Genomic DNA, 18282 nt, shown 5'->3' on the forward strand with positions numbered 1-18282 from the left:
TTTCCTCCTCCAAGGACAAGGCGAGCCTCCACCCGCCGGGTTTATTCTTATGATTGGTCCAGCATTTTCGCTTCGCCCTTTACGCTATAATCGGCTCTTGTAAGAACGCGGCCTTCAGCCTCAATGCTGCCATCAGCACGAAAACGGACAGTCCCATATTCGGGATCGTCAATGATAATGGTCCCGTCACTTTCCTCACGGGCATCAAGGCGACCAAAGCGTTCTTCGACAGATGCCAAATCATTCGAGGTGCAGACGCGCACAATCCAGCGTGTTTTCATGCCATATTGGCGCAATTCCACATTCGCAGACGGGCCTTCCATAACCTGCAACAGTGGTTGGCTGGCATGCAGCAAAACGGCTCCCGTTCCCGAGCGGGCTACAGCTAGATTGCCCGAGACATGGCTTTCATCAAACTCGGCAATTGGAAACCAGGCATGGGTAAAGTCTGGTTGTTCTTCGTGGATCGAAAAGTCGAGAACAGCCAGACCGCGATATTGCTGGGCGCGGGGAATGGTACCGCATCCGCCCCAGTAAGATGGCCGTCCATAACCGAACTGGATCGTTTCGCCCGGATGATTGATCCAGATTGCCGCCTCGGGCTTTTCTCCCAGGCGCAAATGCAGAATGGTTTCCTGATAACCCCATTCACCCCAGCGATAATGAGCGGCTGATCCCATGGCGAAATCAGCGCTCTTATAATGGTAGAGCGCGGCAAAGGCGTTTTCGCCTTGCGCAAAGCGCCATTCCTGATGCTGGTCTTCCCGGTAATCGGCGATCTTGGAAAGAGCTGCGGGAATTGCAAGGCCGTGATCACGCAGGCAGACCGCGAGTTGCGGAAGGGCATGAACGCGGCGGCCATACCAGCCCTTGCCCCAGAGAAGGCGAGCCACACCCGACAATTCGAGCGAACGCCCTGCACAAAGCGTGTGTTCGTAAGAACGGCCCTGCGCCGCCGTCATCATGCCATGATGGGCGGACCGCGCAATGATTTCACAAAGCCGGACAATGCCTGCCTTGGCGCGTGTGGCAATATCATCATCGGGAGCCAGAGCGGCAAGCGCCGTCAGACCCTTCAGATCAATCGGGAAATAGGGCGCGGAGTTGAATTCCGCCATTTCCCAATTTTCAAAATGATCAAGCCATGCGCGTACCCGCTCCGCACCGATCCTGCTTTGCTCGGACCCCATACGGCCGGAGCGGACAAAGGTGCTGTCCGACAGAAGATGGCCGGCAAGATAGGCTGATGTATGAAAAAGCAGCGCGTGGTTTTCCGAGAAATACCACTGAACATCATTGCCCGGCTCATCCATCCAATAGCGGTAATTGAGAATGGCGGCATCAATCCGATCGCGCGTTTTGCTGTTGATGTCCTTGCCCCAGACTGTGCGCGACCAGATGAGTGGAACGAGCGAGAAGTCTGCGCAATCATGGCAATCTTCGATGGAGGGGAGAATCTCCTCAATCATCGCATCGGTTTGCGCACCGGCGCGACCGCTGGCAAGACGGGCAAAGGCCCGAACAGTGTCCCGTTCCGAATGTTCCGAAATTTCATCAAGCGTTTCGGCAATGCGGCTTTCAAGCGTTGCCCCGGCTTTACCTTGCCGTTCGGCATGACAAATCTCGACACCCAAGGAACGTGAGGCGACAAAACCGCCAGCGTTCAAGGTGATACGGAAATGGCGGAAATCGGCGGGAGCTTCTTCTGACGGTCCAATCAGCAAGCTGGTTGCGCCAGCCGCAAGCTTGAAATCGAAATCAAACCGTTCGCGTGACATGAAGTCACCTTCGACAGCAACATTGACCTTGACGTCAACCGGTAGCGGCTGTGCGAGCAGGAGAGTAATATCGCCGCCAAAATAATGCGGACGATCAAGAGACATTCCGTCAAGCGCCGCTTCGAGGCTATCGGCAATCGATCCGGCAACCGGCACGGGCAGTGCAATCTTCGCCGCCGGACCAGAGAGATAATCGAACTGGAAGAAATAGCGGGCGTCACGCTCGGCCAGATCATCGAAGAAAAGCGTAATTTCATTTATGCCTTCGATGAGGGGGAGTTCGAATTCCTGTTTTGCTTCGAGATTTCGGCTATAGGGCGCCATCCAGCCAATCTCAGCCCCGTTAAGCCAAAGAACTGCGCCGCCACAGGTTCCCAATTGAATTGTCGCGGTTCCGGCGGTTTCAGCGTCGATATAGGTCCGGGTCCAGGTGGCAAGACGCGTTGGCCGGAACCAGAAGCCGGATAAATCCAGCCGGGGCGAACCGAAAGGCAGCCACCATTTTGCAGCGTCAAATGTGCCGCGGACATCCGGGCGTTTGCCACGATAGGTATCGGCAAAAATCGTGCGGCATGGATATTCATGCGGAATGAAATTCTTGACCTTGGTCAGGAAGAAGAACGGGTCCATCTCACCCTGCATAGGGGCATCAGCCACATCGAAGCGTTCTTCGGAAAGAGCGCTGACCTGCCAGTAGCGTAAGGGTTCTCCCGGCTTGAGGGGCTTGCGCATCCAATGAGTTTCCGCGTTCATTTCAAATCCGCCACGGCAACCGGTGCCACATCATTATATTCCTGATTTTCTCCCGTCATGCCCCAGACAAAGGCATAAGGACCTGTGCCAGCGCCCATATGGATGGACCAGGCCGGAGAGACGAGCGCTTCCAGATCGGCAACCACGAGATGGCGCGTTTCATCGGGACGGCCCATGAGGTGGATAACGCGATCTTCAGGAGCAAGGTCGAAATAGCAATAGGCTTCCATGCGCCGTTCATGCAGGTGGGGTGGCATGGTATTCCAGACACTGCCATCGGCAAGATCGGTAATACCCATCAAAAGCAGGCAGGACGGGGCGACTTCCGGGTGAATATACATGCGCAGCTTGCGCTTGTTGGATCGTTGTTCGGCACCAAGTTCGAGCAATTTGGATTCTGATTTGCGGATCAGGCGATGCGGGATATCGCTGCCTGCGGGAACAGAATTCATGTAGAATCGGGCAGGTGCATCGCCGGACACGCTTGATAGCGAAATTTCTTTTGCGCCACGCCCAATATAAAGCACGTCGCGGTTTTCCAGGGTGAAGCTTTGGCCATCAACAGTGATCGTGCCGCTGCCACCCAAATTGGCGACGCCCATTTCGCGAGCGGAAAGCAGATAGGGCGTGCCGATATCATCGCCAGTCCCAAATACGAGTTGTTTTGTTACCGGCACTGCACCACCCAAGATCAGGCGATCCACATGGGTGTAGGTAAAGCTGACTGCGTCCGGCTGAAACAGATCCTCAAGAAGGAACTCAGCGCGCAACCGCCCCGTATCGAAAGTCTTCGTATCCTCGGGGCCTGCCCCGTAAAGAACTTTCATTGTCATGCTGCCTGTTCTCCTGCTTCCACATGCTGCAACGCTTCGGAAAGGCAGAGAATGGAAAGTGCCTGTCCGTAGCCTGTCGGCTGAATGGGAATGTCTTTATAAAATTGCAGATCGTGGCCCATGCGTGTGCCATATGAGACGTTGAGCACGGTACCGGTTTCGTCGATATTATTCAGAACTGCCTTTACGGCTTTCAGCCCAGCCTTTCGCCATTCCGGTGTGCCAAGCCCGATGCGATATCCCTTCAAAAGGCCATAGCCAATACCGGCGGTAGCGGAGATTTCTTCGTAGGAAGACGGATCGTCGAGCAAAGTGCGCCATGCGCCCGATGCGGTTTGTAAGGGGAGCAGTGCGTTGACCTGCGCAACCAGCACGCCCATGAGAAAGTCCTTCACGGGTTTGGGCATATCTGCGAGATCAAAAAGATCAAGCATTCCGGCAGTTATCCAGGCATTGCCTCGCGCCCAACGAGCCTGCGCGAAATTATGACGTCCTCTGAAAGTCCAGCCATGGAACCAAAGGCCGGATTTTGTGTCGGCAAGATAACGGGAGTGAACAAGGAACTGGCGTGCAGCTTCATCGACCAGCTCTCGGCGGCCGCTTGCCTGCCCGTAAGACGCAAGGAACAGGGCAACCATATAAAGTGTATCGTCCCAGAGTTCATGATCGTTCACCTTGTCTGAGACATGGTGTTCGAAGGCACCTTCTTCGGTGCGGGACATTTGCGACATGACCTGATCAGCCCAATCATCCAGCGGCTTTTTCCAGCGCGGATCGCGCGTTTCCTTCCAGAGAACAGACAGAGCCAGCATGGGAGCAGTGGTATTGACATTGAGCGCAGGAAGGCCAGCCGCAATGCGAGCGGTGTACCAATCTTCAATCAAGGTCTTGAGGTCATCACGGCCAGTGAAAAGCCATAGACGGACAAGCCCATAAAGCCCGACGCCTTGCGGCCATTCCCAACTTTCGAATGAGATGTAGTCGCCCGCAGTGCCGTCGAGATTAGGTTCATCGAAGCGGCCATCATTGTGGAGTCCGGTCATGCCGGCCACGATCAGATCCAGCTGGTTGCGGATATTCTGGCCAGTAAGGCCCATCTGCTTTCCTCCAAGTCCTGCCATGCAGATGCATGACTGCAATCTACGCTTCTCCCGAGCGATAAGACTATGGAAGCACCAGAAAATAATTTGCGCAATATGAAAATTTTTTGCAGTGTGGGTTGAGCGGAGAAAAGTTTCATGATCGCAAAACCCGAACCCGGGAAACGGGGAAAACAGAGCAGGCGTGTCAGACTTGAGGATATTGCCGAGAAAGTCGGTGTTTCGTTGAGCACTGTGTCGCGGGCGCTTTCCGGTGAAAAAGGCGTGCGTGCTGATATACGCGAAAGGGTGGTGGAGGCCGCCAAGGCCGCCAATTACACCGTGCCGACGCCGGTTGCAGGCAAGAAAGTTATTGTTGCCGCCTCGAGCGCTGCGATGATCGATTATGTGCGCAACCAGTTCACTCTTTACGTGCTCGAAGGATTGCGGGACCGGGCACAGGTGCTTGGACTGGAGATCATCACGCGCGCCGTGGCCGGGCAAGCGGAAGAAAACGCCATGCTGGAGGAGGCGCTGGCCGATCCGGATGTGGCAGGTCTCCTGTTTCTTACTGTCGACGACGAATCGATCCTTGCGGCGATGCGGGATTTCGGCAAACCGGTTGTGATGATCAATGGCGACGATCCGCTTATGCGGCTTTCAAGCGTAACGCCCTGCAACCGATCCGCTGCGCGTGTGGCGGCGGAACATCTGATCAAGCTTGGCCATGAACGTATTCTCTTCCTTATGCGCCCGGGCCGTCACACAATTGAGAGGCGGCGGGAAGGATGGCGGGATGCGCTGGTGCACCACAATCTTCCCTATACGGATGATCTGGTCGTCCCGGTTGAGGACTGGTTGCCGGAGCTTGCAGCTCAGGCAATCACCAAGCGGCTGAGTGAAAAAGGTCTGGATTTTACAGCAGTGCTTGCTGCCGGAGACAGTCTGGCGGTTGGTGCGATGATGGGCGTTCAGCAAGCGGGCTATTCGGTGCCGGGTAACGTCTCGGTCATGGGAATGGATGACCTGCCACAAGCAGCTTTCCTCAATCCGCCATTGACCACCATGCATATTCCCATGCGTGAATTGGGTTATGTGGCGCTGGATCTGTTGCGGGACAGTCTGACAAGTCTTCCGATGCCACCCCGCCGTGTCGAGCTCGCTTGTCATCTTGTGTTGCGGGCTTCCACTGCCAGCAGATAAAAGCGAAGGCGGCGAGTTTTCACCCGCCGCCTTGCAATCTTGTTAGGGCAAGGATTAGAAATTGCGCTGGAAGCGGATGATGCCGCCAAACGCGTCATCGCTGCCGCCATTGGCAATCGAGTCGTCCTTACGTGCGCCGTCAAACTTGGTGTAGTTGATTTCCGGCGTGATCTTCAGGCCTGGAACCAGCTCATAGGCCACGTTAACTGCGAAAGCGTAGGTGCCTTCTTCTTCATAGGCTGCCTGTGCATTCAGGACTGCCTTTTCGGAGAGCTTGGCGGCAACGCCACCCCAGACAGCATAGTCACCCTGGAACTGGGCAAACCAGTTGGTGTCATGATCGTAGAAGCTTTCGCGTCTGAAATCTGACTGGTATGCACCCATGACCCATGCGGAAATGCGGTCAGTGATGTTCACGTCAAGGCGAAGATTGACTGCAACATCTTCGACTTTGGAGTCGTAGCCGACAGTACCGGCGATCTTACCCCATGCCTGCTCAAACTTCGCACCGGCAAGAACGTGAGGCATGTAATCATCGATCACATTGTCGCCGAATTCATCCGAGCCCTGTTCAGCTGCGATAATTGCAGAGAAGCCATTGCCCGCTGCGAATGTATAGCTGATCTGGTTGGACTTGCCCGACTGATAGTTGATCACATCGTCCTGAATGATATCGCCGGCATAACCGACCCAGGCGCCGAAGATTTCGTCGGCGACACCAACGCGGAAACCGCCAAGTTCGATATAGGCTTCAGGAATGGTAGCGTCGGAATTATCGCCGTCATCATACTGGAAGCGGGTTGCGATGTAGGAGCGCAAGGTTCCGAGTTCTGTCTCGGAACGGGCATCGAAGGTAACCTGCGCACGGGTACGGATATGATAGCTTTCATCATTCCGGCCTGACTCGTTTCTGCGGCCCGAATTCGAACCATCATAGGGATCATCGCCCCCCTGCAGGTCGAAACGCAAATATCCACCTACCTTGAGGCAGGTTTCTGTGCCTGGCAAATAAAAGAACCCGGCGCCATATGTATCGCAGACGCGAACATATTCAACCGGTTCAGGTTCAGCGACGACGACAGCGTCGGCGGCGCGGGCTCCTGATACCGCTGTCAGTGCAGCGGCGGAACCAATAAGAATGCTTCTAAAATTCATCTGGAATCTCCAGTAAAGATCATGAGTGAGGGATCACATTCAAGAGAGTGAATGCCTCCACTATGTCTTACTTTCGGGCCGTTCAGGTCAAAGGACAAAACCGGTTGCTTCTTACAAGCGCCATAGTGTTGCTTAATTAGCACGAATGAATATTTGAGTGAGGCCATTCTGTGGATAAATCTGCTTGAAAACATGGATTACGGGCGTCAAGCGCACATATTTATTCACGATTGCGTGAGCGGTCTTGAAATCATAAGTCGGAGTTACGGTGGCTAAAAGCCGTTGAAATAGCATTAACTACTACATACATCGATAAAATTAGAAAAAAATACCGCATGGAAGCAACTGATTATGTCCTTTGACGCCCGGGGCATTTCATAGCAGATTGTCTGCGCGTCCTAGAACCTTTTGATGTTTCATAAGAAATCAGGACGATTGAGTTTACTTGATCTCCAGTCAATGCTCAAAGACCCCGCCCTAACCGGTGGGGTCAAGTCTTTTTATGTATTTGTTGATTGGAGTTCCCAAATAATTCAAAATTTGAAATATAAATGACGATATAAAATCAAGCACAAAGCTCAGCAGGAAGAAGATCGTAGTCTTCATTTGCAAGGTGAATATCGAATTGCACCTTGGCGATATGGGAGGCGACAATATTGTTGAACACCTCTTTCAAGGGCGGCAGCAATTCGATGTGTCGTCCACCAGCATCAATAAGCCGGACCATGCCTTCGGTCTCGGCCTTCTTCATCAAACGCCGGATATGGGTGCGCGACACACCATAAAGATGGCCGATCTCATCAAAGGGCAGGCTAACGACATTCTGGTCGCGTTCTGTCCGTCCTGCCATCAGCTTGCAAAGCAGCATTTCCCCGCTGTCGCTCGTGGCGAACAGGCGTGAACGGCGATCCTCAATGATCAAGGGTTCTATATCAAACAGCGAATGCAGGCTGGTGGCGAAATAGCGCTCAAGAAAACCGGACGAACTGTCGAGCAGAGCGCGATAGCGCCGCAAGGGGAAAAGCCGGTCTGCCGCAGAAAGGCAAACCGCAATAATATCGTGCAGAACTGAAACCAGTTGCCCTGTGGGCTCGATAAGGTGGCTGCGGTGGTCCGCCTCGTCTTTGACCCGTGTTACATGACCGATATTCTCAAGCAGATTAACAGTAGCCGCTGTGGTGCTCTTGCTGCAAAGACCAAGTTCCGTGGTGACGTGCTGAAGATTTGAAATGGACGCACCGTGATGCACCTCATCGCGTCCGTAATGCATGGCGGCAATTGCCATGCAGATAACTTGCCGTGCAGCATTGGCCATGACTTTATTGGCCATGTACTGGCCTTCGAAAACCCCGACAATGCCATGGGCATATTCAAACGAGGCCTGGCAGAAATTCGGATTATTGCGAAGGATTGCAACGCGCTGTCGCAGCCAAAGAGAACGGGCCTCATTGCGTCCACACGATGAGATCTGAACTGCGCTGCCGTCCATGCGATTTATCCTGACTGATATGCCCCGTTTTTATATGGGCATGGGCCGACTCAATTTAAACCGGTCGGTTCGATTTCAATAGAATTATTTTTTGCGGCGGTTTTAGGGTCGAGAGCCTAATGTCCTGCCATGAAGGTGGCAGCAATAATCAGAAGCCCTCCCGCGCTGGCTTCGATGGTCCGTCGGCGCCTGTCATTGAAACCGCTACGGTGCCCGGCTTTGCCGATGGCGATGCTCAAAAGCGTGTAGACCACCGCGCACCAGCACACAAAAACGGCAGAAAGGATGCCAGCTTGTAAGGCGCCATTGCTTCCCTCACGCATGAATTGCGGCAGGATGGCTATGTAGATCATCATGCCCTTCGGGTTGAAAAGTGCCGTCAGAAATCCGCGCTTGAGTTGCCCCGAAGAGGATTTTGCCGCGATGCTTAAAATACCGGGCATAAGAGAGGAGCGTATCAGCCGGCACGCAAGGTAGATCAAATATGCAATGCCCAGCCAGCGCAGGCCTTCGAACAAAAGAGGTGAAGCAGCAATGATGGCGGCAACACCGCATGCAACAAGTGCGGAATGGATCATGTAGCCGAGGCAAACGCCAGCAGTGGCTCGCAGGCCAGCAATGGTGCCTGCGGACAGAGCCTGCGATGCCACGAAAAGCATGTCCGGCCCCGGAGTGCAGATCAGCGGCAGCACGGTTGCAGTGAAAAGGGCTATCGTTTGAAATTCCATATTGAAATATTAAGATAGTGCTGCCGCAATTTGCTTGCAAAGATTGCTGGAAATTGGAAAAACTTAGCATCAAATAATGATTGTAAGCACTTATATGGCATGGAACTCCAATGGTACTCGATGAGATCGACAAGCGAATTTTGAAGGCGCTGCAGCGGGATGCGCGCATGCAGAATGTAGAACTAGCGCAGCAGGTCGGTCTGTCGCCCTCCCCATGCCTGCGCCGTGTCCGCTTATTGGAGGAGGCGGGTATAATTGATCGTTATGTTGCCGTTCTTAATCCAGCCAAGCTCAATCTGGCACTTTCCATGTTTGCTCGCGTGTGGCTGACGGCGCAGGACGCGGAAACCATCGAGCATTTCATGGATGCCATGAAGAAGCTTCCCCAAGTGGTCGAGTGTTATATCATGCTGGGTGAAAGCGACGCTCTGTTGAGGGTAGTCGTTGCCAATCTCGATGAGTACCGGCGTTTTCAGTCAACGCACCTGACGAAGATCAATGGCATACAGAACGTTAAAACCGATGTGCCCAGCCAGATCGTTAAACAGACCTTTGCCTTGCCAATTGATTAGAGCCGTGTTCTGGCGAGTTTTCGCAGGTCGGAGGAATTGGAGGTGCCATATTCCGAATTGTCTGGCGAACACACTTCTTTCACCGATGACCAGTTGCAGATATAGGCACCACATTCCCGGCAATGCACGGGGGCTTCGTCAAACGATTCCTCCGGAATTTGCAAAAATATGGTTTTGCATTCCACACAGGTAAGTGGCTGCTTGAGTTTAAAGAAATCCGACAAATAACGCGACAATGATCCCGCTCCAATCTCGGAGCATTCACGCTCGATTCAACTAAAGATGAATTGCATCACATTTTAATAAAATTAGAAATGAGTCAATTGTTGTTTTATGGCGCAAATGTTCAATCGGCAGAAAGATCGTTTTTCCCGTCGGCATCAAACGAAATCGATCCAATAAGTTGAAAAAATTGCGGTCTCCGCGGGCTGTGCGGAGACCATCTTGACGGTGTGCAATTGTAGCGGTTGCTATGTCGGCTGTTTGGTTTTGCGCAGATAAGGCAAGATGCGTTCAAATCCGCCAAAGCGGGCATTTGCATCCTCATCGGAAACACCGGCGGTGATGATGACGTCTTCGCCCTGTTTCCACTGAGCGGGCGTTGCAACCTGATGCTTGGCCGTCAATTGAATACTGTCTATGGCGCGCAGTATCTCATCAAAATTGCGCCCCGTCGTCATCGGATAGGTAAGAACCAGCTTTATCTTCTTGTCAGGGCCAACAACGAAGACTGAACGAACAGTGGCATTGTCTGCAGGCGTGCGGCCATCAGACGAATCTCCAGCCTCTGCTGGCAGCATGTCATAAAGCTTGGCCACTTTAAGGTCGTGATCACCGATCAGAGGATAATCGACCTCATGACCCGTTGCCGTCTTGATATCTGCTTTCCATTTTGCATGGCTTTCGACGGGATCAACAGAAATGCCAATGATCTTGGCATTGCGTTTTTCGAATTCAGGCGCAAGCCCGGCCATGTAGCCAAGTTCTGTGGTGCAGACGGGTGTGAAATTCTTCGGATGACTGAACAGAACGGCGTAGCTATCCCTTATCCAATCATGGAATTTGATCTCGCCTTGCGTGGTTTCGGCGGTAAAATCCGGCGCAACATCATTTATTCGTAAGCCCATTTTGCGGTCTCTCTTCGATGGATGTCGGTTCCACAATAGTCGCAAAGGGTAGCTTGCCCTTGGCGGCTGATTTGACCAATATCCTAACCGTGTGAGGCTATCGGAGTCTACTACGCACATAATATTACAGCGAAATGCCAAGCAATTACGAGTTTTCGAGGCCTGATCTTTGGAGAACGCCATGAACATGTCTGCCCGGCCCCATGTCGAAGCTTTTTTCGATAAGAGGACGTTCTCCATACAATACGTCGTGTCAGACCCGGCCACGGGGGCATGTGCCATCATTGATCCTGTGCTCGATTTTGAGGAAAAATCCGGCGCAACCGGCACATTCAATGCCGACCGTATTCTTCAATATGTGACAGCAGAGAACCTGAAAGTTGAATGGATTCTCGATACTCATCCTCATGCGGACCATTTTTCAGCCGCAGACTATTTGCATTCGCAGACCGGCGCGCCTTGCGCGATTGGCAGTCACGTCGTTGAGGTGCAATCCTTATGGAAGGATCTGTATAATTGGCAAGGATTCGTCCCTGACGGATCGCAGTGGCACAAGCTTTTTCAAACCGGAGAAACATTCAGGATCGGCAATCTCAATGCATCCGTGATGTTTTCTCCAGGACATACACTCGCATCGGTCACATATGTGGTTGGTGACGCCGCATTCATTCACGACACATTGTTCATGCCTGACAGCGGTACGGCCAGAACAGACTTTCCGGGTGGAAGCGCGGACCAGCTCTGGCATTCCATCCAGGATATATTGGCTTTGCCCGGCGAAACCCGGCTTTTCGTTGGGCATGATTACCAGCCCAATGGTCGTGCTCCAATGTGGGCAAGCACAGTGAGCGAACAAAAAGCCAGCAATTCACATTTAAGCCGCTGTCATTCCAAAGATGAGTTTATCGCTTTCAGGCAGGCGCGGGACAAAACCTTGCCTATGCCAAAGCTGATGCTGCCTTCTCTCCAAATCAATCTCAACGCCGGACGTCTTCCTGAACCGGAATCAAATGGCGCGCGCTATCTCAAAATACCGTTAAACGCCCTAGGCAATGCTATTTGGGAATGATCAAACCCGCCCGGAATGTTCCAGCGGCCTAATCGGTTTCCGCCATTGTTGCACATACCTGTCTGTAGGCCGCTGTCAGATCGATGAGAACTGGTGAAACGACCTTGCCACTCGCGCCACCAATCGGATCCTTGATGTGAATATCGCGCAGTTCACTCATGAACTTTTCCCACATGACCGGGCCGCCATTTTCCAAAAGCTCGGCACGGATGCTTAATTCCGGAGTAACCGGGAGGTGTTTGCGTCCCCAACCGCCCATCATGGCAAGCAATGGCACGAGCTGTATGGCTGGCTCCGTCAGGCTATAGATGGCTTTTTGGCTGTGGCTGGGGTCATCCTGTTTGCTGATCAAGCCAACTGACAACAGGTGCTTAAGCCGCGCAGCCAGGATATTGGAGGCAATTTTTTCTTGCGAATGGGTCAGCAGGTCGCGGAAATGCCGCCGATTTCCAAACATCATATCGCGTATGATGATGAGGCTCCATTTATCGCCCATGATCTCCAGCGACAGATTTATCGGGCATCCAGATCGTTTTTCAATGTTCAAATAGGTTTATCTCCACAGCAACCAGTTGCATTATAGGATCAGTTGTGGCATAAAACAACCAGTTGCAAATCGCAATTGGTTGGAGGGTGCGATGACAAAGGTGAAAGTAGGCGGTTTTTCCGTTTCGATTGACGGGTTCGGGGCAGGGCCGGAGCAAACTCTGGCTGATCCGTTGGGCAAGGGAGGAGAAGACCTGCATCAATGGATATTCGGAACAAAGACTTTCCACGCAATGCTCGGAAAACAGACCGGTGAAACAGGCTCTGACAATGACTATGCCGCCCGCAGCATGGCTGGTTTTGGTGCATTCATTCTGGGCCGTAATATGTTTGGCCCAATCCGGGGCGAATGGCCGGAAGACGACACATGGAAAGGCTGGTGGGGTAACAATCCGCCTTACCACGCTCCGACCTATATTCTCACGCATTACCCGCGCGACCCGATCGTCATGGAGGGTGGCACTACCTTTTACTTTGTAACGGAGGGAATTGAAGCTGCACTTGATCAGGCAAAAGCTGCAGCTGGAAACGCTGACGTGAAGATTGGCGGGGGTGTAAGTACTGTGCGCCAATATTTGAAGGCGGGGTTAATTGATGAGCTGCACTTTGCCGTCTCGCCGGTAATTTTGGGTAAGGGTGAAGCAATTTTCAGTGGAATAAATCTGCCGGAACTTGGGTTCAGCGTCACCGAACGCACCCTGACGGAACATGCGATTCATATCGTGCTTGCGAGGTAACAAAGTCCTCCTGCATAGGAAATGAGCAATGGCGCTTATTATGTACCTTCATCCTCTCTCGTCATATGTACAAAAAGCCAAGACCGGCTTTTACGAGAAAGGCGTGGCCTTCGAGACGCAAATGCTTGACGGTACCGAGCCGTTTGCAAGCGAGTTCGCCGCATTATGGCCAATCAAGAGATTTCCTGTCGTAAAGGACGGTGAGGAACTGATCTTCGAAGCCACGGCTATTATTGAATATCTTGAGGCCCGCTATCCAGACACGCCAAGACTGATACCTGACGATCCGATGAAAGCCGTGCAAGTTCGGATGTGGGACCGGTTTTTCGATAATTATGTCAATTATCCGCAGCAGAGACTGGTCTATCTGTCAATCGGCCGCGAACCGGATGATGGTGAAGATGGCGCGAAATGGAAAGCGGCGTTCGACGAAGCCTACGCGCTTCTCGATAGGCGCATGGCAGAGCGTGAATGGGTGGCTGATGAATTCAGTCTGGCCGATTGTGCCGCTGCGCCGTCCTTGCTTTATGCGGATTGGACCTATCCAATACCGAGGAATTACCAAAACCTCTGGGCTTATCGCGATCGCCTTCTTGCGCGCGCCAGCTATGCCCGGGCCCTTGATGAAGCCCGGCCATACCGTCACATGTTTCCTTTGGGAGCGCCGGAGGGTCGTGACTGAAAAGCGCCCTCAACTTGGTGAAAAGGCTTCAACTGAAATGCAGGATGGATTCAAAGCCTGTGCTGGCGTTGGTTGCCGGAGATTTCAGTTCCAGTGTCGCCCCCATTTGAGAGGCCAGTTCAGTGGCAATTGACAAGCCAAGGCCTGAACCTGGAGATGTTGTTTTGCCACGGCTGAAGCGTTGGCGGATTGATACGAGTTCGTCGGCACCCAGCACAGGTCCATCATTTGCAATGCGAACTGTACCGCCAGGCTCAAGGCTGATTTTGACCGGAGCTTGTTGATCGCCATGGATCAGGGCGTTTTCTATAAGATTACGAAGCACAATTGCAAAAGCATCCTCGCTTACCGGGCGAACAAGCGTGGCAGCTTTGGCCCGGCTATATCGAATTCTGCCATCTGTCTCGGACGCCCGATTGAAATCTTCAATCACGAGTTCCAGGACTTTCCCCAAATCGGCGGCTTCATTTGAAGTGCCTATCTTTGCCTCGGCACGCGCCAGTTGCATAAGCTTTTCGACAAGCCTGATGAGCTTTTGCAACGACGCCTCGATAAGCGCCAAGCGCGACTTTGAACCCTCACTGCGCAGCTCAGATTTAAGCATCTGCGTCTGCGCGAGTGCTCCGGCGAGGGGAGTGCGCAGCTCATGCGCGCTGTTGGCGGTGAATTCTCTTTCAGCTTTTAGTGTCGACCTTAGCCGCTCAAGCAGGCGATTGACCGACGTTACGATCGGTTGAAGCTCGCGCGGCAAGGTTGACAGCTCAATTGGAGCAAGATTGCCGCTATCCTTGCCTGCAATCGCCTCGCGTAAATCGTTGACTGGTTCAATCGAGCGTCGGACAATGAGCCATATGCCGATAATGCTAACCGGAATCAGTACCAGAACGGGCAGAAGCAGGGCCAGACCTCCTTCAACAGCGGCTTCGGTGCGATGTGCAAGGGAGTCCGCGACCTGCACGAAGATAGTGTTGTTGACGGCGGGAACCGTATAAAATCGTGAGACATCATCCTGGAAGAAGCCGCGCTTTAAAGGAGCAACGAAGGGTGTTGCCGAAACATCGTGCGAGTGAAGGATGACTTTGCCCGTCGCATCCCTGACTTGATAGGTCAGATAACCCTTATGGGTGGATTCGTTCAAACTTTGCTGACGGCGTGCGTCCGATACTTCTGCGCTTTGCAGCACATCGTCGACAACGAGGGGTGTCAGACGCTCGGTTGTTGCCTGCAGTGAGCCATCAAAGATTTCCCCGAACTCGTCCTGCATGACAAACATGCCGGCTATTGTAGCCAGCAGCCAAAAAACGATCAGTGTCGCCGTCAAGGAAAAAATCAGCCGGCGGGTCATGCTGCGGTTTTTCATGAGCGGCCTTCAATCTTATATCCGACGCCGCGTATCGTCGTGACATGTTCGCGCCCGAGTTTTTTACGCAGACGGCTGATATAGACCTCAACCGTATTGCTCTCGACTTCCCAGCCGAAAGCATAAAGCGCCTCTTCTATCTGAGACTTGGACACGACGGCGCCCGCGCGGGCCAGGAGTTTATCGAGCACGGCCCATTCCCGTCCGGATAATATGATCTCATGCTTTCCCGAAAAGATGCTTCTGCTGGCAATATTGATACGAAGCGTCCCAACTATAATTTCTGAGCTTGAATTGCCCGAATGGCGCCGTGTGACCGCCAATATGCGTGCGGTTAATTCGTCCAGATTGAACGGCTTGACCAGATAATCATCTGCACCAGCATTCAACCCCTCAATACGATCGGAAATCTGGTCGTGTGCGGTAAGAATAATGACGGGAGTTGCGTTGCCCCTTGACCGGAGTGTTCGTAGGAAATTTATGCCGCTTCCGTCCGGCAATCTGAGGTCGAGCAGTATCAACCCATACTCAACCACACGGACCGATGCCGTGGCATCGTCGATCGTCTGCATCCAGTCGACCGCATGGTAAGTGCTGGCGACGTGATCACGCACAGCCTCGCCAAGGGTTTGATCGTCTTCAACAAGGAGAACCCGCAAACCTGACCCCGGTCTTGTGTAATGTTAACACCCAATACCTAATTAAGTTGAGGTCAGCAAATCGATTGCAACGTAGGCGATAAAGAGTGCGTTGATAGCGAGAATACAGGACACTGCAAAGGAACCGAGATCCTTGGCATTTCGTGCAAAAACCGAGTAATCACGCGAAAGATGATCAATGATCTCTTCAATTGCTGTGTTCAAAGCCTCGACAGCAAGCAGCAGCAGAAACAAAGCTGTCAGCACCAGATAGTCAAGAAGCGCTGCCCCCAGAACCGAGAACAAAGCAACTCCACCAAGATAAGCAATGATCTCGTGCCGCGCCGCTGACTCGCGCAGTAGCCGTTCCGCTCCTTTCACAGAGTAGCTTGCAGCGGCAAAAAGGTGACGAAACCCGGTTGTCTTTTTAAAGTAGGGGCTTTCGCTCACGATGACTGCCCCTGCCTGCATGGCGCAAGCGCATCAAGCGCCTTGTCGTGCACTGTTGTCTCGACATGCATCATGCCTAAAACCGTATGAAACAGATTATCATGCGAGTGGGGTTTTAAGGCCTCGGCAGCAAGACATTTGGCGTCCACTTCCGTTTTTGCCTCCTGACCGAGCCACAGGACAAAAGGTACATGGGTCTGTTGTGTCGGGGCCATGAAGTAGGGTGCGCCGTGAAGGTAAAGCCCATATTCACCCGTCGACTCGCCATGATCCGACATATAGATCATGGATGGTGATATCCGCGCCTCGCGCGCTTTCAGCTTGTCGATCACTGTCGAAATAATGTGGTCGGTATAAAGAATGGTGTTGTCGTAGGCGTTTATTATTTCCTGGCGGCTGCATTTTGCGAATTCGGATGTGCGGCAATCCGGTGTGAAGCGACGGTACTCTTCCGGATAGCGCAGATAATAGGCTGGGCCGTGACTGCCGAGCTGGTGAATGACAAGCACTGAATCGGATTTCACATTGTCGAGCCAATTGTCGATCTGGTCGAGCAAAATGCTGTCCAGACATTCGCCATCCTTGCAATAGGCAGGATTTCCAGACTTGTAGAGCGGCTGGTAGGCGGTGCGATCGGCAATCTTCTTATCGCCCGTATTGTTGTCCCACCACTCTGTCTTGATCCCGGCATGGCCGAGTACATCCAGAAGGTTCTCGGTTTCAAGGCCCTTGCGATGCGTATATTGCTTGCGCGTGTAGACGGAGAACATGCACGGCAATGAAACCTCGGTGATGGTGCCGCAACTGCTCGTCTGGGGGAAATAGGTAATATCCTGCTTGGACAATTCGGGATTGGTAAGCTGGCCATAACCTCCCAGCGAAAAGCTCTCGGCGCGCCCGGTTTCTCCGGCAACGATAATAGTGACACGGGGTTTGCCTGATGGAGCGGCAGAGTAGACGCGTGCATCTGTGCCAAGCGGCTGCACAACAATATGTTGGTTGCTGGTCGTGCGTATCACGAGTTTAACCACATTCACGATAGGCGCGATGGGATTTAAAGTGGCGAACCAGTCACGATGTTCACGCCCGAGCGACAGATAGGTGCTCGCATGAGAAAGAGCAGCGACGAAGAAAAACACCAGCGCAGGTATAATGACAACCATGTTCCATTTGACTTTTTGCAGATAGGTCCGGTGCCTGATCCGCACCCAGCCAACGAGCAGGGCTGGTAGAATCCCAAAGATAAACATGTGCCACATATAGGCAGAGGTCACGAGATGACCGGCTTCCGCATCTGTCGTATCGACGGCGCTTTGAAGCATGTTCACATCAATGATCGTGCCGTAGCTATCCATGAACCAGGATGTCGAGGCGCTGAAAAGAATAAGAACAATCAAGAATGGTTTGATGAGAAATTTCAGGGAAAAAGACACACACAGGGCGATGAAAGCGCATGTCAGCCCGAAGGCCAGATAGATCAGCGCGACGGTCTGCCCTTGCAGCAGCAGGGTGGCTTTCCCCCAGAAAGTATTATTGGCGGTGGCCATCAAAAAGATTGCAACCAGAACGCTCAGCGTCACACTTCCAATTTGCGGGCGAAGCGAGCGACCTTCGGAATAGTTTAATACGATTGACACGTGCGACTTCCTTGCAGGACTCAAAGTCAGGGATGCCGCCATTGGGCGGCACTGATTGGAGCTGCAATCGCCCTTTTTCCTGACAGGAAGCTGAATGGAACATTTCCCGGCTAAGGACGGGAATATGAGGGTTCAGGTCCGTGTCAGCTTTTAGAAGGAAAATGTCCGCACTGTTTCAACGTGGACTGAGATATGAAGTTTAGAATGAATTATGGAATCTGCTTGATTATCGGGCTTATTGCAGCGCTCTCACTGGTTCCGTTAGCTGCAAAATACGATTCAAAGCACCGCACCAGAATAGCACCAATTTCATATCAGCAGTGATCGGCAATTCAGCTTGCCGCGGTAGATAAATTATTCTCGCCAAACTGGGCATCATGAAGCCGCCGGTAAAACCGGTCTGACTTGAGCAGTTGCGTGTGTGTTCCCTGTTCAAGGATACGGGC

The 18282-nt window shown here is 52.7% G+C and carries 17 protein-coding genes; 5 read left to right on the top strand and 12 right to left on the bottom strand.

The features are described 5' to 3' along the window. Window positions 1–47: 47 nt before the first annotated feature. Genes AC6CHM_RS19305 through bglB form a run of 3 tightly spaced genes read right to left on the bottom strand, consistent with a single transcriptional unit; the run spans window position 48 to window position 4461 of the window. A complete protein-coding gene (locus AC6CHM_RS19305) occupies window positions 48–2531 on the bottom strand; it encodes a hypothetical protein (protein ID WP_498174153.1) in 2484 nt (827 codons plus the stop codon). Next, complete coding sequence (gene kduI / locus AC6CHM_RS19310) at window positions 2528–3364, bottom strand: 5-dehydro-4-deoxy-D-glucuronate isomerase (protein WP_337354862.1); 837 nt, start codon at window positions 3362–3364, stop codon at window positions 2528–2530. Before kduI ends, AC6CHM_RS19305 begins: the two co-directional genes overlap by 4 nt. Continuing rightward, entirely contained in the window at window positions 3361–4461 is a 1101-nt protein-coding gene (bglB, locus tag AC6CHM_RS19315; RefSeq protein WP_115053863.1) for a beta-galactosidase BglB, read from the bottom strand. Before bglB ends, kduI begins: the two co-directional genes overlap by 4 nt. Window positions 4462–4602: 141 nt before the next feature. Between bglB and AC6CHM_RS19320 the strand changes: the two genes are divergently transcribed. After that, window positions 4603–5646 (top strand): LacI family DNA-binding transcriptional regulator, encoded by a 1044-nt coding sequence (locus AC6CHM_RS19320; RefSeq protein WP_498174156.1) that lies wholly within the window; start codon window positions 4603–4605, stop codon window positions 5644–5646. A 54-nt stretch (window positions 5647–5700) separates the two neighbouring features. Here AC6CHM_RS19320 and AC6CHM_RS19325 read toward each other — a convergent pair whose 3' ends face one another. From AC6CHM_RS19325 to AC6CHM_RS19335, 3 genes are all read right to left on the bottom strand, one after another. Beyond that, a complete protein-coding gene (locus AC6CHM_RS19325; RefSeq protein WP_115053802.1) occupies window positions 5701–6801 on the bottom strand; it encodes a porin in 1101 nt (366 codons plus the stop codon). A 565-nt stretch (window positions 6802–7366) separates the two neighbouring features. After that, window positions 7367–8290, bottom strand: coding sequence for a hypothetical protein (locus AC6CHM_RS19330; RefSeq protein WP_115053803.1), 924 nt, complete (start codon window positions 8288–8290; stop codon window positions 7367–7369). Between the two features lie 116 nt (window positions 8291–8406). Then, window positions 8407–9018, bottom strand: a complete 612-nt coding sequence (locus AC6CHM_RS19335) for a LysE family translocator (RefSeq protein ID WP_498174159.1) — start codon at window positions 9016–9018, stop codon at window positions 8407–8409. Window positions 9019–9128: 110 nt separating this feature from the next. On the opposite strand from AC6CHM_RS19335, the gene AC6CHM_RS19340 reads away from it, so the two are divergent. Then, window positions 9129–9590, top strand: a complete 462-nt coding sequence (locus AC6CHM_RS19340) for an Lrp/AsnC family transcriptional regulator (RefSeq protein WP_498174161.1) — start codon at window positions 9129–9131, stop codon at window positions 9588–9590. A gap of 470 nt (window positions 9591–10060) precedes the next feature. Here the strand turns inward: AC6CHM_RS19340 and AC6CHM_RS19345 are convergent, their stop codons facing one another. Next, window positions 10061–10717, bottom strand: a complete 657-nt coding sequence (locus AC6CHM_RS19345; protein WP_337345101.1) for a peroxiredoxin — start codon at window positions 10715–10717, stop codon at window positions 10061–10063. Window positions 10718–10904: 187 nt separating this feature from the next. Here AC6CHM_RS19345 and AC6CHM_RS19350 point away from each other — a divergent pair, with 187 nt between their 5' ends. After that, window positions 10905–11786 carry an MBL fold metallo-hydrolase gene (locus tag AC6CHM_RS19350; RefSeq protein WP_498174198.1) on the top strand — a complete coding sequence of 294 codons (882 nt, stop codon included), beginning with the start codon at window positions 10905–10907 and terminating at the stop codon, window positions 11784–11786. 28 nt (window positions 11787–11814) lie between these two features. Here AC6CHM_RS19350 and AC6CHM_RS19355 read toward each other — a convergent pair whose 3' ends face one another. Then, window positions 11815–12333 (bottom strand): winged helix-turn-helix transcriptional regulator, encoded by a 519-nt coding sequence (locus AC6CHM_RS19355; RefSeq protein WP_307275697.1) that lies wholly within the window; start codon window positions 12331–12333, stop codon window positions 11815–11817. A gap of 91 nt (window positions 12334–12424) precedes the next feature. On the opposite strand from AC6CHM_RS19355, the gene AC6CHM_RS19360 reads away from it, so the two are divergent. Both AC6CHM_RS19360 and AC6CHM_RS19365 read left to right on the top strand, forming a co-directional pair. Then, window positions 12425–13069 (top strand): dihydrofolate reductase family protein, encoded by a 645-nt coding sequence (locus AC6CHM_RS19360; protein WP_498174164.1) that lies wholly within the window; start codon window positions 12425–12427, stop codon window positions 13067–13069. Between the two features lie 28 nt (window positions 13070–13097). After that, the gene (locus AC6CHM_RS19365; RefSeq protein WP_498174166.1) at window positions 13098–13751 is read left to right on the top strand and encodes a glutathione S-transferase family protein; all 654 of its coding nucleotides are present in this window, start codon (window positions 13098–13100) and stop codon (window positions 13749–13751) included. Between the two features lie 28 nt (window positions 13752–13779). On the opposite strand, the gene AC6CHM_RS19370 is transcribed toward AC6CHM_RS19365, so the two are convergent. The 4 genes from AC6CHM_RS19370 to AC6CHM_RS19385 are packed head-to-tail and all read right to left on the bottom strand — an operon-like array spanning window position 13780 to window position 17836. After that, complete coding sequence (locus tag AC6CHM_RS19370) at window positions 13780–15111, bottom strand: sensor histidine kinase (RefSeq protein ID WP_307275693.1); 1332 nt, start codon at window positions 15109–15111, stop codon at window positions 13780–13782. Next, window positions 15108–15770: a response regulator gene (locus tag AC6CHM_RS19375; protein ID WP_307275691.1), complete on the bottom strand. Its 663-nt coding sequence runs from the start codon at window positions 15768–15770 to the stop codon at window positions 15108–15110. Before AC6CHM_RS19375 ends, AC6CHM_RS19370 begins: the two co-directional genes overlap by 4 nt. 42 nt (window positions 15771–15812) lie before the next feature. Next, entirely contained in the window at window positions 15813–16199 is a 387-nt protein-coding gene (locus AC6CHM_RS19380) for a diacylglycerol kinase (RefSeq protein ID WP_307275688.1), read from the bottom strand. Continuing rightward, entirely contained in the window at window positions 16196–17836 is a 1641-nt protein-coding gene (locus AC6CHM_RS19385) for a phosphoethanolamine transferase (RefSeq protein WP_498174169.1), read from the bottom strand. The genes AC6CHM_RS19380 and AC6CHM_RS19385 overlap by 4 nt, the downstream gene beginning before the upstream one ends. Between the last annotated feature and the right edge of the window lie 446 nt (window positions 17837–18282).

The organism is Phyllobacterium sp. GQ127 (assembly GCF_059758635.1).

What these genes read in the sequence shown, in the direction of transcription:
- AC6CHM_RS19305 (WP_498174153.1), bottom strand. Translation starts at nt 2,531, where the DNA reads ATGAACGCGGAAACTCATTGGATGCGCAAGCCCCTCAAGCCGGGAGAA.
- kduI (WP_337354862.1), bottom strand. Translation starts at nt 3,364, where the DNA reads ATGACAATGAAAGTTCTTTACGGGGCAGGCCCCGAGGATACGAAGACT.
- bglB (WP_115053863.1), bottom strand. Translation starts at nt 4,461, where the DNA reads ATGGGCCTTACTGGCCAGAATATCCGCAACCAGCTGGATCTGATCGTG.
- AC6CHM_RS19320 (WP_498174156.1), top strand. Translation starts at nt 4,603, where the DNA reads ATGATCGCAAAACCCGAACCCGGGAAACGGGGAAAACAGAGCAGGCGT.
- AC6CHM_RS19325 (WP_115053802.1), bottom strand. Translation starts at nt 6,801, where the DNA reads ATGAATTTTAGAAGCATTCTTATTGGTTCCGCCGCTGCACTGACAGCG.
- AC6CHM_RS19330 (WP_115053803.1), bottom strand. Translation starts at nt 8,290, where the DNA reads ATGGACGGCAGCGCAGTTCAGATCTCATCGTGTGGACGCAATGAGGCC.
- AC6CHM_RS19335 (WP_498174159.1), bottom strand. Translation starts at nt 9,018, where the DNA reads ATGGAATTTCAAACGATAGCCCTTTTCACTGCAACCGTGCTGCCGCTG.
- AC6CHM_RS19340 (WP_498174161.1), top strand. Translation starts at nt 9,129, where the DNA reads ATGGTACTCGATGAGATCGACAAGCGAATTTTGAAGGCGCTGCAGCGG.
- AC6CHM_RS19345 (WP_337345101.1), bottom strand. Translation starts at nt 10,717, where the DNA reads ATGGGCTTACGAATAAATGATGTTGCGCCGGATTTTACCGCCGAAACC.
- AC6CHM_RS19350 (WP_498174198.1), top strand. Translation starts at nt 10,905, where the DNA reads ATGTCTGCCCGGCCCCATGTCGAAGCTTTTTTCGATAAGAGGACGTTC.
- AC6CHM_RS19360 (WP_498174164.1), top strand. Translation starts at nt 12,425, where the DNA reads ATGACAAAGGTGAAAGTAGGCGGTTTTTCCGTTTCGATTGACGGGTTC.
- AC6CHM_RS19365 (WP_498174166.1), top strand. Translation starts at nt 13,098, where the DNA reads ATGGCGCTTATTATGTACCTTCATCCTCTCTCGTCATATGTACAAAAA.
- AC6CHM_RS19370 (WP_307275693.1), bottom strand. Translation starts at nt 15,111, where the DNA reads ATGAAAAACCGCAGCATGACCCGCCGGCTGATTTTTTCCTTGACGGCG.